Source organism: Variovorax sp. SRS16 (genome assembly GCF_901827165.1).
Taxonomy (GTDB): domain Bacteria; phylum Pseudomonadota; class Gammaproteobacteria; order Burkholderiales; family Burkholderiaceae_C; genus Variovorax.
The window spans coordinates 4,606,228-4,621,449 of sequence record NZ_LR594666.1; the positions used below are offsets into that span (position 1 = coordinate 4,606,228).

At 67.6% G+C, this 15,222-nt stretch carries 16 protein-coding genes; 6 read left to right on the forward strand and 10 right to left on the reverse strand.

Annotation, left to right across the window (positions count from 1 at the left end):
• Positions 1–7: 7 nt before the first annotated feature.
• From E5P2_RS22325 to E5P2_RS22350, 6 genes are all read right to left on the reverse strand, one after another.
• Positions 8–709 (reverse strand): ABC transporter ATP-binding protein, encoded by a 702-nt coding sequence (locus E5P2_RS22325; RefSeq protein WP_162569335.1) that lies wholly within the window; start codon positions 707–709, stop codon positions 8–10.
• Between the two features lie 31 nt (positions 710–740).
• Positions 741–1,460 (reverse strand): ABC transporter ATP-binding protein, encoded by a 720-nt coding sequence (locus E5P2_RS22330; RefSeq protein WP_162569336.1) that lies wholly within the window; start codon positions 1,458–1,460, stop codon positions 741–743.
• A 3-nt stretch (positions 1,461–1,463) separates the two neighbouring features.
• Positions 1,464–2,723, reverse strand: coding sequence for an ABC transporter substrate-binding protein (locus E5P2_RS22335; RefSeq protein ID WP_162569337.1), 1,260 nt, complete (start codon positions 2,721–2,723; stop codon positions 1,464–1,466).
• A gap of 37 nt (positions 2,724–2,760) precedes the next feature.
• Positions 2,761–4,224, reverse strand: a complete 1,464-nt coding sequence (locus tag E5P2_RS22340; protein ID WP_162570612.1) for an aldehyde dehydrogenase family protein — start codon at positions 4,222–4,224, stop codon at positions 2,761–2,763.
• A 156-nt stretch (positions 4,225–4,380) separates the two neighbouring features.
• On the reverse strand, positions 4,381–5,388 hold the full coding sequence (locus E5P2_RS22345; protein ID WP_162569338.1) for a hydroxyquinol 1,2-dioxygenase: 1,008 nt from the start codon (positions 5,386–5,388) through the stop codon (positions 4,381–4,383).
• A 30-nt stretch (positions 5,389–5,418) separates the two neighbouring features.
• Positions 5,419–5,931, reverse strand: coding sequence for a hydroxyquinol 1,2-dioxygenase (locus E5P2_RS22350; RefSeq protein WP_162569339.1), 513 nt, complete (start codon positions 5,929–5,931; stop codon positions 5,419–5,421).
• A gap of 208 nt (positions 5,932–6,139) precedes the next feature.
• On the opposite strand from E5P2_RS22350, the gene E5P2_RS22355 reads away from it, so the two are divergent.
• Genes E5P2_RS22355 through E5P2_RS22365 form a run of 3 tightly spaced genes read left to right on the forward strand, consistent with a single transcriptional unit; the run spans position 6,140 to position 9,522 of the window.
• Positions 6,140–7,429, forward strand: a complete 1,290-nt coding sequence (locus E5P2_RS22355) for a M20/M25/M40 family metallo-hydrolase (RefSeq protein ID WP_162569340.1) — start codon at positions 6,140–6,142, stop codon at positions 7,427–7,429.
• A 21-nt stretch (positions 7,430–7,450) separates the two neighbouring features.
• A complete protein-coding gene (locus E5P2_RS22360) occupies positions 7,451–8,200 on the forward strand; it encodes a sulfite exporter TauE/SafE family protein (RefSeq protein WP_162569341.1) in 750 nt (249 codons plus the stop codon).
• Between the two features lie 11 nt (positions 8,201–8,211).
• Positions 8,212–9,522: an MFS transporter gene (locus tag E5P2_RS22365; protein WP_162569342.1), complete on the forward strand. Its 1,311-nt coding sequence runs from the start codon at positions 8,212–8,214 to the stop codon at positions 9,520–9,522.
• A gap of 6 nt (positions 9,523–9,528) precedes the next feature.
• Here E5P2_RS22365 and E5P2_RS22370 read toward each other — a convergent pair whose 3' ends face one another.
• Together E5P2_RS22370 and E5P2_RS22375 are read right to left on the reverse strand one after the other, a co-directional pair.
• Complete coding sequence (locus E5P2_RS22370; RefSeq protein ID WP_162569343.1) at positions 9,529–10,428, reverse strand: LysR family transcriptional regulator; 900 nt, start codon at positions 10,426–10,428, stop codon at positions 9,529–9,531.
• A 105-nt stretch (positions 10,429–10,533) separates the two neighbouring features.
• Positions 10,534–11,484: a LysR family transcriptional regulator gene (locus E5P2_RS22375; protein ID WP_162569344.1), complete on the reverse strand. Its 951-nt coding sequence runs from the start codon at positions 11,482–11,484 to the stop codon at positions 10,534–10,536.
• Between the two features lie 57 nt (positions 11,485–11,541).
• Here E5P2_RS22375 and E5P2_RS22380 point away from each other — a divergent pair, with 57 nt between their 5' ends.
• On the forward strand, positions 11,542–11,976 hold the full coding sequence (locus tag E5P2_RS22380) for a DUF1841 family protein (RefSeq protein ID WP_162569345.1): 435 nt from the start codon (positions 11,542–11,544) through the stop codon (positions 11,974–11,976).
• Here the strand turns inward: E5P2_RS22380 and E5P2_RS22385 are convergent.
• The gene (locus tag E5P2_RS22385; protein WP_162569346.1) at positions 11,973–12,935 is read right to left on the reverse strand and encodes a LysR substrate-binding domain-containing protein; all 963 of its coding nucleotides are present in this window, start codon (positions 12,933–12,935) and stop codon (positions 11,973–11,975) included. The two genes, E5P2_RS22380 and E5P2_RS22385, sit on opposite strands and share 4 nt — an antisense overlap.
• A 104-nt stretch (positions 12,936–13,039) precedes the next feature.
• On the opposite strand from E5P2_RS22385, the gene pcaH reads away from it, so the two are divergent.
• On the forward strand, positions 13,040–13,771 hold the full coding sequence (gene pcaH, locus E5P2_RS22390; protein WP_162569347.1) for a protocatechuate 3,4-dioxygenase subunit beta: 732 nt from the start codon (positions 13,040–13,042) through the stop codon (positions 13,769–13,771).
• A gap of 14 nt (positions 13,772–13,785) precedes the next feature.
• Entirely contained in the window at positions 13,786–14,391 is a 606-nt protein-coding gene (pcaG, locus tag E5P2_RS22395; RefSeq protein ID WP_162569348.1) for a protocatechuate 3,4-dioxygenase subunit alpha, read from the forward strand.
• Between the two features lie 64 nt (positions 14,392–14,455).
• Here the strand turns inward: pcaG and E5P2_RS22400 are convergent, their stop codons facing one another.
• Positions 14,456–15,136, reverse strand: a complete 681-nt coding sequence (locus E5P2_RS22400) for a c-type cytochrome (RefSeq protein WP_162569349.1) — start codon at positions 15,134–15,136, stop codon at positions 14,456–14,458.
• Positions 15,137–15,222: the final 86 nt, after the last annotated feature.

Genomic DNA, 15,222 nt, shown 5'->3' on the forward strand with positions numbered 1-15,222 from the left:
CTCCCGCTCACATGCCGAAGTAGGCACGTGAGATCTGCTCGCGCGACAACGCATCCGAACGACCTTGCAGCGACACCCGCCCCTCCTGCAGGCAGTAGATGCGCCGCGAGACGCGCTGCGCCATCGTCACGTCCTGCTCGACGATCACCACCGTCATGCCCTCGCCCGTGATGGCCGGCATGGCCGCGTAGATCTCGCGGATCACGATCGGCGCCAGGCCCAGCGACAGCTCGTCGCACAGCAGCAGCTCGGGGTTGCTCATCAGCGCACGGCCCAGCGCCACCATCTGCTGCTGGCCGCCGGACAGCGAGGTCGCCGGATCCTTGCGCTTGTCGGCCAGGATCGGGAACAGCGTGTAGAGACGCCGCAGGTTCCACGGCCCGGGGCGCCGCGTGAGGCCGCCCATCAACAGGTTCTCTTCGACGCTGAGGCTCGGGAACAGCCGCCGTCCCTCGGGCACCATCGCGAGGCCGCGCCGCACGATCTCGCCGGGCGGCAGGCCGCCGATCGCTTCGCCCTTGAAGTGCACCGCCTCGCGCGGCGCGCGCACCAGGCCGGTCAGGCACTTGAGCAGCGTGGACTTGCCCGCGCCGTTGGCGCCGATGATGGCGACCAGCTCGCCGGGGTCGAGCGTGAAGTCGATGCCGAACAAGGCCTGCGCGTCGCCGTAGAACGCCCGCAAGTCCCTGGCCGCGAGCAGCCCGGTCATGCCGTCCTCTCCCCGCATGGCAAGGCGCCGCTCATGCTTCCATCCCCATGTACACGCGCCGCACCTCGGCATCGTTCATGACGGCACGCGGCTCGCCCTCGGCCAGCTTCTGGCCGAAGTTGATGACGAACAGCCGGTCGGCCAGCGACAGCAGCGCGTGCACCACGTGCTCGATCCAGATCATGGTCACGCCGCGCGACTTGATGCGCTGCAGCTCCGCCACCAATTGCCTGGCCTCGTGCTCGGTCAGGCCGCCCGCGATCTCGTCCAGCAGGAGCAGCTTCGGCCGCGTCGCCAGCGCGCGCGCAAGCTCGAGCCGCTTGCGGTCGAGCAGCGTGAGGCCGCCGGCCGGCTTGTTGGCATGCGGCATCAGGCCGGTCTGTTCCAGCACCTCGTGCGCGGTCTGCCAGGCTTCATGTTCCGGCTGGCCGGCGCCGAAGCAGGCAGCGGTCACGAGGTTCTCGAACACGCTCATGTGGCCGAAGGGCTGCGGCACCTGGTAGCTGCGGCCGATGCCCGCATGGCAGCGCTGGTGCGGCTTGAGCGCGGTCACGTCGCGTCCCTCGTATTCGACGCGGCCGGCATCGACGCGCACGTCGCCCGAGATCAGGTTGAACAGCGTGGTCTTGCCCGCGCCGTTCGGCCCGAGGATGCCCAGGGTCTCGCCCTCGGTCACCGCGAGCGTGATGTCGTCGGTGACCTTGAGCGCGCCGTAGGACTTGCTGACCGCGTGCAACGCCAGAAGGGTCATTGCTCAGGCCGGCATCGGCTTCAAGGTGCCGCCGGTCGGAATATTTTTCGCCGCTTCGTCATTGACGATCGTCAGCTCGACCTTGTACTTCTTGCCCTTGCCCCACTGCCCGAGCACCAGCGGCGTCTTGCTGACGTTCTTGAACGGCCCCTGCCCGCCCCACTTCACCGGACCGACCACGGTATCGATCGCGGTCGCGGCGACGGCATCGCGCACGTCGGCGGCCTTGGTCGACTTGGCGCGCGACAACGCGCTGGAAGCGACTTCGAACAGCGCATGCGCGAAGCCGATCGGCTGCGTCCACTGCTTCTTCGCGCCGGCCTCGTAGGCATCGGCCAGCGCCTTCGCGCTCTGCTTCGTGAGGCTGGATGTGAAGGGATGCGAAGGACTCCACCACACCTCGGTCGACAGGCCGTCGCCGAGATCGCCGAGCGCCTCGATCGCGCCGGGGAACAGCAGCGCCTTGCCGAGCGTGATGATCTTGGGCCGGAAACCCTGCTGCCGCGCCTGGGTGAGGAAGGTCTTGGCATCCGGCGGGATCACCACGCCGGTCACGATCTCCACGCCGTCGCGCTTGAAGGCCGCGATCTGCGCGCTGAAATCCTGCGTGCCGTCCTGGTAGCGGCCGGGGTCGGTGAGCGTGAAGCCCATCTGCGCGAGCGGCTTCGGAAAGCCAAGCTCCTTGTCGCCCCAGGCATTGCCGTCGCCGTCGTTGGGAAACAGGCCGCCGACCTTCTTGTAGGTGGCGAGCGTCTTCCAGCCGTTGGTGTAGTTGGCGATGACGTCCTCCAGGCCCCAGAACATGTGGTACGTCCAGTCGAAGCCCTTGGCCGGATCGCCCTTGCGGCCGAAGAACCAGGGCTGCCACGGCACCACGCTCGACACGCAGGGCACTTCGTTGAGCTCGCAGGCATCGCTGACCGGATTGGCGGTCTCGGGCGTGCCGGCGGTGAGCACGAGCGCGACCTTCTCCTTCAGGATCAGGTCGTTGGCGACCTCGCCCGCGCGATTCGGATTGGACTGGCTGTCCTTCAGCACGATCTGCACCGCGTACTTCCGGCCGCCGACGGCGATGCCGTCCTTGAAGGCGGTCTTCATCTGGTCGATGACCCATTTGTCGGCCTCGCCGAAGGGCGCGAGCGGACCGGTCTGCGGCGAGACGTAGCCGATCTTGAGCGTGTCGGCCGCAAAAACGAGCGGCATGGCGCCGCCGGCGGCGAGCGCGGCCGCGGCCTGGGTGAACTGCCTGCGATTGAATGCCATGGTGTCTCCTTCTCGTTAGTCTTCTTGCACAAACAGCTCAACGCACGAAGTGAGGCGGGACCTGCGCATCGACGTTGACCCAGACGCTCTTGACCTGCGTGTACTCGCGCATCGCATCGAAGCCCATCTCGCGGCCGTAGCCGCTCTGGCCGACGCCGCCGAAGGGCGAGCCGGGATTCACGCGCTTGTAGCTGTTGATCCAGACCATGCCCGCGTGCAGCTCGCGCGCGACCTTGTGCGCGCGCTGCAGGTCGCGCGTCCACAGGCCACTGCCCAGGCCGTAGTCGGTGCCGTTGGCGATCTGCATCGCCTCTTCGTCGTCCTTGAAGGTGAGCACGGTGACGAAGGGGCCGAACACTTCTTCCTGCGCCACGCGGTCGCGCCAGGACTTGGCGCGCACCACGGTCGGCTCGACATAGCAGCCGTGGGCCAACTCGCCGCTCGGCGACTTGCCGCCCGCGAGCAACTCGCCGCCCTCGCCCTTCGCGATCTCGACGTAGTTCAGCACGCGCTCGCGGTGCAGTGCGCTGGTGAGCGGCCCCATCTCGGTCGCATCGTCGAGCGGGTTGCCCAGGCGGATCGATTGCGCGAGCGGAATGAACTTTTCGAGGAAGGCATCGGCGATCTTCTCGTGCAGCATCAGCCGCGAGCCGGCGATGCAGGCCTGGCCCTGGTTATGGAAGATCGCGAAGGCGCTGCCGTGGACGGCGGCCGGCAGGAAGGCATCGTCGAACACGATGTTGGCGCCCTTGCCGCCGAGTTCGAGCTGCACCTTCTTCAGGTTGCCGGCGCTGGCCTGCACGATGCGCCGGCCGGTCGCGGTGCTGCCGGTGAACGCGACCTTGGCGATGCCCGGATGCTCGGCGATGTGCTGGCCCACGACATGGCCCAGGCCCGGCACCATGTTGACCACGCCGGGCGGCAGGCCGGCCTCGGCCATCAGCTCGGCGATGCGCAGCGAACTCAGCGGCGTGATCTCGGACGGCTTCATCACGATGCAGTTGCCGGCCGCGAGCGCGGGCGCCATCTTCCAGCTGGTGAACATCAGCGGGAAGTTCCACGGCACGATCTGGCCGACGACGCCGACCGGCTCGCGCAGCGTGTAGTTGAGGAAGCCGGCCTCGACCGGGATGGTCTCGCCCTGGAACTTGTCGGCCATGCCGCCGAAGTAGCGAAAGCATCCCGCGGTGCGCGGCACGTCGAGCCGGCGCGTGTCGCGGATCGGATGGCCGGTGTCGAGCGATTCGAGTTGGGCGAGCTCTTCGGTGTGGGCGTCGATCAGGTCGGCGAGCTTCAGCAGGATGCGCCCGCGGTCGGCGGCGGCCATGCGGCTCCAGGCCGGGAAGGCGCGCTGCGCGGCGGCCACCGCGCGGTCGACGTCGGCCTTGCCGGCCAATGCGACGTCGGCGAGGGTCGCGTTGTCGTGCGGGTTGAGCGTGGCGAGCGTCTCGCCGGATTCGGCGTCGACGAAACGGCCGTCGATGAAGAGCTGGTGGCGGATCGGCGTGCGCAGGCCCGCCGCGGTGGCGATGTCGTTGGGCGTCATGTCTTTGCATTCCTCCCTCTCCCCTGGGGAGAGGGTTGGGGTGAGGGGGCGGCGGTGGCATGGATACCACCCTCACCCCAGCCCTCTCCCGCGTGCGGGAGAGGGGGCCATTCAGAACTGGACGGGGATCTCGGGCGACTCGCCCTTCTGGATCTCGTACACCAGGCTCGGCGACCCGTTCTCCCACACCAGCAGCATCGAGCGCTTGGGGCTGAAGCCCTGGTGCCGGCAGTAGGCGGGCATGGCGGCCATGTCGCCGGCCTTCATGATCACGCGCGCCATCGGCTTGCCCGTGTTCTTGTCGCCGCAGTCCCAATGGATCTCGTCGGTCATCTGGAAGAACCACTCGACGCGGTCGTTGCCGTGGATGATCGGCAGGATGTGTTCCTCGGTCGTCGGGCACATGAAGCTGTGCTTCACCACCGAGGTGAAGCTCGGGTTCCACGTGACCTGCGAGCGCGACAGGAAGCCGAAGAGATTGAAGCCGTGCACCTCGTTCTCGAAGCCGGGCTCGGGATGCAGTTCGGGCTGGGCCTGCGGCACGTCGGCGAAGGCGCGGTTGATCGGCGCGCCGCTGGCGTCGCTGCGCAGGTTCAGGTCGCCCTTGAGGCCCACGCAGCGCGTGGCGAGTTCGCGCGCCCGCGTGATCTTCGCGGTGTTGTTGCCGTTCTTTCGGCCATAGGGCGAGCCGGTTTCCTGCGGCGCGCTGAAGGGGTCGAAGCTCTCGTTGGTCCAGTCGTCGAGCATGGCTTCGAAGGTGGCGCGGATCTGCGCGGTGGGAAAGTTCTCGAGCAGGTCGATCCCGGCGGCCTTCATGGTGCCGTTGAAGCTGCCGGCATAGAGATCGACCGACTGGTAGTGGTTGACGGTGCCGACCACGTCGTCGAAGTTGACCCAGCCATAGAAGAAGCCCCAGGCGACGTCGCGCATCAGCGCGCGCAGGTAGTTGCCGATGTCCAGCGTGTGGCTCATCGGCCGGCCGTCGCGCGTCTTCCAGGTGATGTGGGCGAAATATTCGTCGCGCCGGAAGCCGAAGCTGCCGAGCGAGAAGTCCTTGTAGCCGAGCGTGGCGTCGGGCTGCGACGCGATGACCTTGGCGAGTTCAGCGGGTGCGTTCATGAGGGCTCCTTCGTGCGTGCGATCGATCGGTCAGTGCGTCTGGCAGATGTCTGCCCACTTCTCTACGGAGAGATCACCTTTGCAGGTCTGCAGCACGATCACGCCGGGCGCACCCGCCGTGCGGAACTGGTAGGCGGTGTTCTTCGGCAGCAGCCCCTGGTGGCCACGCGACAGCTTCATCCAGCCCATCTTCTGGCCCTTGGGTTCGCCCTGCACGAGCACGGCGCCATTCCTGCTCTCGTCGCCGACCACCTGGCCGGCATCGAGCTTGACCAGGTGCACCTCGACCTCGCCATCCATCACCAGCGCGAACTCGTCATGCGCGCAGGTGTACCAGGGCGATACGCCCTCGGCGCGCAGCGTCTCCAGCACGTAGATCTGGTTCTGGCCGAACACGACCTTTTCGTAGGGCCGGCTCTTGTTCGCGATCTCGAAGCAATTGGAGAACGCGTAGTGGCGCACGTCGTCGTCGATCGGCTCGACGTGGCCTTTCTCGTAGTGCTGGAGGGATCCGAATCGGGTCTGGTAGGCGGTCGCTGGCATGGGTTTGTCTCCTGGGTCCGCGATGCAGCAAGGTGCTGCGATGGATGAACTGTAGGAAACGAAGGACGCCTGCGGTAGGCCTTGAATGCGGGCCGCATTGTTCGGCGGATCCGGTCAATCGACAGGGTTTACCCCTCCCCGGCGCGCTTATGACCACCCGCGTTCTGCTAATTGGACGCCGATCGACCTGCGTTTCAGCATTCGATCCATGACGAACAACACTGCCACCTTCCGGACCGACGACCGCTCGCTTTCTGCCCGCGCGTCCCTTGCCAGCACCCTCGAGAACCAAAGCTACCGCGTGCCCGAGATGGCGCGCGGGCTGGTCGGCGTTCCCAGCCATTACCCGCCCGGCAACACCCATGCGATGGCACGCGCCATCGAGGCCATCGCCCGCGACATCCCGGGCCTCGAGGTCGAGCGCCACGACACCTTGCCGCATGTCGCGAATCTGGTGCTTCGCCTGCGCGGCGCGGTAAGCAGCGGCCGCCGCCTGGTGTTCAACGGCCACATGGATACCTTTCCGCTGGTGAACCGCGCCGACTGGACGGCCGACCCGTCGGGCGAGATGCGCGACGGCAAGCTCTATGGCCTCGGCGTGTCCGACATGAAGGGCGGCATCGCCGCCATCCTGTTCGCGATGGCGCAGCTCTCGGGCGTGCGCGACGCATTCGCCGGCGAGGTGGTCGCCACGCTCGTGGGCGACGAGGAGTCCATGGGCACCGACGGCACGCAACACCTGCTGACGCATGTCGAGGCCGCGCGCGGCGACGCGATGATCAGCGCCGACACCGGATCGACCCGCGTACTGCGCTTCGGCGAAAAGGGCATGCTGTGGATGCGCCTGCGTGCGAGCGGCAAGTCGGCCCATGCGGCCCACGTGCACCACGGCGACTGCGCGATCGAGAAGCTACTCGCGGCGATGCAGGGCCTGACGGCCGTCCGGCAGATGGCGGTGGACGCGCCCGCCGAGGTGCTGCGCGCCATCGAGCGCTCCGCCGCCGTGTCGGAATCCCTGTCCGGCGCCGGCGAGAGCGCGGTGCTGCGAGGCGTCACGCTGACCTTCGGCACGATGCAGGGCGGGCGCCTCTCGAACCTGATCGCCGATGCAGCCGAAGCCACCGTCGACGTCCGCATCCCGGTAGGGCTCGATACCGCTGCGGTGGAAGCACGCATCCGCGAACTGCTCGCGCCGCATGGGGACCTGAGCCTGGAGATCCTGCGCCGCTATGAACCGAGCTGGACCGCGCCGGGCCACGAGGTCATCACCACGCTGGCCGCCAACTGCGAAGCCGTGCTGGGCCGGCAGCCGGTGGTCAACATGCGCGTCGGCGCCTCGGATGCGCGGCTGTACCGCGCCGCCGGCATTCCAACGGTGGTGTGCGGCCTGACGGCCTGCAACATGGGCGCCGCCGACGAGCACGTCTTCATCGACGAGTTGCGCGCACTGGGCAGGATCTACGCGCTGACGGCCTTCGATTTCCTCGGCGCGCACTGAGCCGGCCCGCATCGGCACGACATGCTGCACGACGCACTTCTCTGTGCGGCCGCCCTCGGCGCGGGCGTGCTCAACACGGTCGCCGGCGGCGGCACCTTCCTCACCTTGCCGGCGCTGGTGCTGCTCGGGGTTCCGCCGGTGGCTGCCAACGCGACCAGCACGGTGGCCGTGTTTCCCGGCTACCTGGGCGGCGCGCTGGGATTTCGCGGCGAACTCGCGGCCATCGACCGCCGTCTGCTGCTGCAGGCGTCGATCGTCGGGCTGGCCGGCGGGCTGGCCGGCGCGGGCTTGCTCATGGTGACCTCCAACCAGACCTTCCGCGCCATCGTGCCCTGGCTGCTGCTCTTCGCGACCCTGCTGTTCGCCGCCGGAGGCCTCGGCACCGGCGCGCGCAGCGATGCCCCAGGGCGCAGCCTGCCATGGCGCCTGCCAGCGCTCGCCGCGGTGGCTGTCTACGGCGGCTATTTCAACGGCGGCCTCGGGATTCTGCTGATGGCTGTGCTGTCGCTGGCCGGCATCGGAAACCTCAATGCCGTCAACGGCCTGAAGAACCTCATGTCCTTCCTGCTCTCGGCGATCTCGGTGCTCACCTTCGCGTGGGCCGGGCTGGTGCATTGGCGGGAGGCGATTTTGATGATGGCCTTCTCGACCGTCGGCGGCTATGTCGGCGCAGCAGCGGCCAAGGCACTGCCGCTCCGAGTCGTTCGCGCCGTGGTCATCGCCATTGGCCTGGGCATGAGCGGTGCGTTCTTCCTGACCCACAACAACTGAAGGAGACAGACATGGAATCGCGGGACCAACTGACGCCGGAGAAACGGCGCTACTTTCGCCGGGTGATCGCATCGGCCCTGGTGGGCAACATGCTGGAGTTCTACGACCTCTTCATCTACGGCTTTCTCGCCGTCTACATCGCGAAGGTCTTCTTTCCGACCGGCGACACCTACACCTCGCTGCTGGTGGCGCTGGGCACTTTCGGGGTCAGCTATTTCGTGCGCCCGCTGGGTGCGATCTGCATCGGCAGCTATTCGGACCGCCGCGGCCGCAAGGCCGGGATGATGCTCACGATCTGGGCCATGGGCCTCGGCACCGCGATGATGGCGTTCGCGCCGGGCTACGCAACGGCCGGCATCGGCGGGACGCTGATGCTGGTGGCAGGCAAGCTGCTGCAGGGCTTCTCGGCCGGCGGCGAGTTCGGCACCTCCGTGTCCTTCGTGACGGAGCATGCGCCGCGCCACCGGCGCGGCTATTTCGCGAGCTTTCAGGTGGTCGGCATCGGGCTTGCGACCGGCATGGCCAGCATCGTCAGCCTGATGCTCAATCGCTCGCTGGACCCGGTCGCCATCGTCGAATGGGGATGGCGCCTGCCCTTCGTCGTCGGGCTGCTGATCGTTCCCTTCGGCTACTGGCTGCGCAGCCAGCTCGACGAGACGCCGGAATTCGTGAAGAGCGCCAAGGTGGCCAACCCGGTCGCGACCACGCTGATGTCGTCGAAGGCACGCATCTGCGCCGCCGTCGGCGTCTATTCGCTGGCGGCCTCGACGAACTATCTGCTGGGCGTGTTCATCCCGCTCTATGCGCAGCGCGAGTTGGGCATGTCCGCGTCGGACTCGATGTGGGGCGCGATCGGCTATTCGGCGGCCCAGATCCTGCTGCCGCCGCTGTTCGGCGCGATGTCCGACCGCGTCGGGCGCTTGCAGATGATCGTGTGCGGCACCCTGCTGACCGGCGTGCTGTGCCTGCCGGCCTTCCACTGGATGGTCGCGCAGCCCAGCGTGATGGTGTATGTGACCTGCATCACCGGACTGACCGCCTGCGTGATGGTGTTCCAGGGCGCGATGCCTTCCTTCCTGGCCGAGCTGTTCCCGAACGCCGTGCGCACCACGGGGCTGGCGCTGATCCACAACCTGAACTTCACGGTGATCGGTGGCCTGTCGCTGCTGATCTGCACTTGGCTGGCACAACAGACGGGCAGCAAGTTCATTCCGGCCTACTACGTGATGGCCACCGTGGGCATCGCGCTGCTGAGCACGCTGTTCTTCAGGATCCGGGTGCGCAGCCAGTCGGCCGACCAGGCCGCGCTGGATGCGGCCTGATCGCCGCTAGCCGAGCGCCATCCCGCGCTCCGACAGCACCCGCCGACACAGCCCGATGAAGTCGTCCGCCAGCCCCGACTGGCGGTTGGTGGCGGCCCGGGCCACGCCGACGCGCAGCGTGAGTGCGGGCGTGATCTCGGCCACCTGCAGCAGCAGCCTCGGGTCGGCCGTGAAGGCCGTCAGGGCATCGACGATGGTCACACCCAGGCCGGTCGCGGCAGTCGCCAAGGCCGCCTGGTAGAGCAGCACGCTGACGCTGCTTTCGAGTGTCCAGCCATGCTCCTCACAGGCCTTGGCAAGCATGCGGCCGATCGGGTCGACCGGGTCCGGCGCGATGAACGGCATGGCCAGGACGTCGCGCAGGCCGAGCCGCGCGCCGGCGCCGAAGAACTTCGGGGATCCCACGGCGACGAGCGGAATCTCGGCCAGCGCCGTGAAGTCGATGGCGGGGTGCTGTTCGCCCTCGAAGACGAGGCCGATGTCCGCCTCGCGCAGCGCCAGGTCGGAGATCACGCTGGACGAATACTCGGCGCGCACCGACAGGCGCGCACGTGCATGCTGCTTCAGGAAGCGATCGATGATTTCCGGCATCACGGCCTGTGCCAATGCAGGCGCGCACAGCACGCGCAGCAGGCTGGCCTCGCCCGATCGCAGGTTGCTGGTCAGCTGCTGCAGCTTGACGATCTGGCGATCGAGGGTCTCCAGTTCGGGAAAGATCACGGCCGCTTCCGCCGACGGCTCCAGCCTGCCGCGCACGCGCCGGTAGAGCTGGTAGCCGAGCTGTTTCTCCGCGCTCTGCAGGATCTGCGTCACTGCCGGCTGGGTCATGTGCAGCAGCCGCGCGGCCCCGCTGAGCGTGCCTGTCACGCGGATCGCGTTGACGACTTCCAGATGACGCAGTCGCATGGTGGTTGTTGGGAAGATGCAAGACGGTGTGCTGCCTGCGCGGGCGTGATCGGCATCGCGGACTGCAGGGCCTGCCGATCATCGCAGCATCCCACGCTGGGGGGCCTAGGCATCGTGGATCAGCCCGGCGGGCAGCAGCCCGCGGTCGATCATGGCCGCGTCCCATGGCGGCACTCGCGCGAAGGCGGCCGTGATGTGCTCGATGAAGAGCCTGAGCTTGAACGCATTGCGCGAGGTCCCCGCATAGACGGCGCTCAGCGAGAAGGACGACAGCACATGCTCGGGCAGCACGACCTGCAGCTCGCCGCGCAGGATCGCGTCGCCCGCCACCAGCGTCGGCAGGCAGACGATGCCCGCATGCTCCATCGCGTACTCGCGCAGCAGGTGGACGCTGTTGGTCAAGAGCGCCGGACTCATGTACATGGTCACCTGCTCGTCGCCGTGGTGGAAGGTCCAGCGGTCGCGCGTCGGGTAGCCCGAATAGAGGCCCAGCGTGTGCTTGTGCAGCTCGCGCGGGCTCGCGGGTGCGCCGTGCGTGCGCAGGTACTCGGGCGTGGCGCAGAACACGCGCCGCACCGGAAAGAGCGGGCGCGAGACCAGCTCGGTGGATGCCGCCGGAAAGATCTGCAGCGCGCAATCCACGCCGGCCTTGACCGGATCGACCACCGCGTCGCTCACGATCAGCTCGAGATGGATGTCGGGATAGCTGGTCTGGAAGGCGCGCAGCAGCGCGGCGAAATGCCCAAGCACGAAGCCGGTCAGCGCGTGGATGCGCAGCACGCCGGTCGGGCCGGCGCGCGCGTCGCGCATCTGGTCGAGCATGTCGTTGGCCCGGCCGACGAGTTCGGTGCAATCGCGCAGGAAGGCCTGGCCGACATCGCTGAGCCGCACCACGCGCGTGCTGCGATGGAAGAGCGGCGCGCCGACGTGGTCCTCCAGCTGCTTCACGCGGCTGGTGACCACCGACTTGGCCACGCGCATCTGCCGCGCGGCCTCGGCGAAGCTCTGGGTCTGCGCGACGCGAACGAAGGTCTCGATGTTTTCCAGGCGGTCCATGGCCTTGCAATGTAGCGGCCGCGGGCCGCGGCGGATGCCCGGTGCTACCCTCGGCGCATGTTCAATCCCTCCCAAGAGGAAGTGCGCCGCTTCTTCTGCGACGTCTTCGCCAAGAGCCGGCGCGGCGAGCCGATGGAAGCGCTCGAGATCATCGCCAGCCGCTGGATCGACGAGCACCCCGAATACCACGCCGATCTCGCCGATGCCGATGCCGCCGTGGCGCGCGTCTATGACGGCAGCAACGGACGCGAGAACCCCTTCCTTCACCTGTCGATGCATCTGTCGATCAGCGAGCAATGCTCGATCGACCAGCCGCGCGGCATCCGCCAGGCCGTCGAGTTGCTCGCGGCGCGGCGCGATTCGCTGCTCGAGGCGCACCACGAGGCGATGGAGTGCCTTGGGCAGATGATGTGGGAAAGTCAGCGCGCGGGTCGCCCGCCCGATGGCGACGCCTACGTGGCCTGCGTGCAGCGTCGAGCCACGCGACGCTAACGCGCAGGCTTGCGCGCCGACTTTTGGCGGGCCGTCTCGCGCAGCAGCGCGATCAGGGTCTGGCGCGGCGGCGAGTCTTCGGCATCGGCGCGCGTCAAGAGGCCGACGGGCTCTTCGGTGCCGGCCATGTCGACGCCCAGGCGCACCAGCTGGCCGCTCGCGAGATCGTCGCGCGCAGCGCCGATGGGCGTGAACCACACCGCGTCCGACCGGAACAGCAGGCCGCGCGCGACCGAGAGGTCGAGGGTCTGGGTCACATGCGCCGGCAAGCGCAGGCCGAGGCCGGACAGGAAGCTCTCGGTGTGATGGCGCGGGATGGTGCCTTCGCCGTAGATCACCAGCGGGTGCTGCAGCACGTCCTGCACGGACGGCCTGCCCTTGGCGAGCGGATGGCTGGCCCGCGCGATCAGCGCCAGCGGCTCGTTGTAGAGGAGTTCGAAAGTCAGCCCAACCATCAATTGCGGATCGCTCATGCGGCCGGCAACGAGGTCGAACTCGCCGGCACGCAGCGTGTCCAGCAAGGGGCCATTGGCAGCGGTCTGCACCTGGATGCGCAGCGTGGGCATCCGTTCGCGCAGCGCGGCCAGGGCCGCGGGCAGCAAGGACGGCGCGACGCTGGGCAAGGCACCGATGCGCAGGCGCTGCGGCCGCGCGCCGGAGGCCGGCATCACCGCCTGCGCGCTGGCATCCAGCGCTTCCAGCACGCGCAACGCATGCGCCTGCAATTGCTCGCCGGCGACGGTCAGGCCCTGGATGCCGCGCCGGCCCGCATGGCCGCGCTGCACGAGCCGCGCGCCGGCCAGGGTCTCGAGTTCGGCCAGGGTCTTCGACACCGCGGGCTGGCTCAATGCGAGCCGCTCGGCGGCACGTGCCAGGTGGCGCTCCTGCGCGACGGCAACGAGGCAGCGCAGATGCCGCAACTGGACGCCACGCAGGAAGGCTTCGGAGCCGGAGGTCATTGAATTACCAATGGTTATGAAAAATCGCAGATTCCTCAATTTACATCAGCATTGCGCATGAATAGAGTTGGGCATCCTTCCCACGAATCCGGAGACAAGCGCCCATGTCCTCTTCCGACTCCCGCAGCGCCCCGCTGCCACGGCTCGCGCCGCGCGATTGGCCCAGCCATCCCTCGTACGTCTATCCGGGCTATCGCTCGACGGTCAAGCGCGGGCCGCAGCAGCCGCTGGTGCCGCTCAAGGCCTCGCTCGGCGAATTGCGCCAGCCGGTCTACGGCCACAGCAGCATCGGCGAACTGGACCACGACCTCACGCGCAATGCGCGGCGCAACGGCGAACCGCTGGGCGAACGCATGATCCTCACCGGCCAGGTGCTCGACGATCGCCGCCGCCCGGTACGCAACACGCTGGTCGAGCTGTGGCAGGCCAACGCCTCCGGCCGCTACGTGCACAAAGTCGACCAGCACGACGCGCCGCTCGATCCGAACTTCCTCGGCGCGGGCCGCTGCCTGACCGACAGCGAAGGCCGCTATCGCTTCCTCACCATCAAACCCGGCGCCTATCCGTGGGGCAATCATCCCAACGCATGGCGGCCGCAGCACATCCACCTGTCGCTGTTCGGCGAGCACTTCGGCAGCCGCCTGGTGACGCAGATGTATTTCCCCGGCGACCCGTTGCTGCAATACGACCCGATGATCACCGGCACGCCGGAGAAGGTGCGCAACCGGCTGATCTCCGACTTCAGCCTCGATGTCACCGAGGAAGGCTACGCGCTGGGCTACGTGTTCGACATCGTCCTGCGCGGCGCCGACGAGACACCGTTCGAAAACCGCTGAGGAGATCCCGCACCATGATGAGCGCACTCGAAACCAATTTCGGCCAGACCCCGTCGCAGACCGTCGGCCCCTATTTCGCCTACGGCCTCACCGCCACGCAGTACGGCTACGACTTCGACCAGCCCTTCGACGCCGTGGTGGCGCTCGACGGCGCGCGCGGCGAACGCATCCGGCTCGAGGGCCGTGTGATCGACGGCGACGGCAATGCGATCAACGACGCGCTGGTCGAGATCAGCCAGCCCGACGGCGCCGGCGAATACCCGCAATCGGTCGACGATGCGCGGGAGATCGGCTTTCGCGCCTTCGGCCGCTGCGGCACGGGCACCGATGCACAGAACCGCTTCGTGTTCCACACCGTGAAGCCCGGCGCCGAAAGTGCCGGCGAGGCACCCCACATCAACGTGATCGTGCTGATGCGCGGCATGCTGCTGCATGCCTTCACGCGCATCTACTTCGGCGACGAAGCGAAGGCCAATGCCAGGGACGCGGTGCTCGGCAGCGTGCCGGCCGCGCGCCGCGAGACGCTGGTCGCACAACGCAGCGAAGCAGGCGGCGCGGTGACCTACCGCTTCGACATCCACATGCAGGGTCCGTCGGAGACCGTGTTCTTCGATATCTGAAAATCGACCGCCCGGAAGCGACAAAGCCCGCGTTCAGCGGGCTTTGTTCTGGGCGGCGCGGCGCTCAGTCCTTGTCGTGGAAGCGCGACTCGGGCACCGTCTTCACGTCGCCGGGCAGCGAGCTGACGTAGCTGGCCAGTTCCTTGAGCTCGACGTTGCTGAACTGCTTGGCTTCCTTGCCCATGATGGGGTTGGAGCGGCCGACGATCGGGTGCGAGAACTTGTACGACTTCAGCGCCACGAACAGGTAGTCGGCGTGCTGCCCAGCGAGCTTGGGCACGGTGCCGTCGTTGGGCGTGTTGAAGTTCGCGCCGTGGCACTTGGTGCAGTTGTTGTCCTTGTCGCGCGTGATGAGCGCCTGCAGGCTCTCGCTCGGCGTGCCGGCGGCGGCCGGCGGCGGCGCATCTCCTTCCTTCAGGCCGAGCTGGCTGTAGAAGGCGGCGAGGTCGGCGATGTCCTGCTCGGTGAGCGAGGCCGCGACGGCGCGCATGGTGGGGTGCTTGCGGTCGCCCTGCTGGTAGGCGGTGAGCGCCGACACGATGTAGGTCGCGCTCTGGCCGGCGATCTTGGGGACCTTGTAGACCTCGGGAAAGCTCGACTGGTAGCCGATGATGCCGTGGCAGCCCATGCACATCGCGGTTTTCTTTTCGCCGTTTGCGGCATTGCCCGTCACTTTCTGGGCTTGGGCCGAGACCGTCACGCAAGCGACAGCGAGGGCAAACATCAGGGTCAACAACTTGTTCATTTTGCGCGCACAATCTCGTGGAGATACAGTTTTCAGATCAACATTTGATTATATGCGGGGGCTCTTCGCGGTCCCGTGCGCGGGGT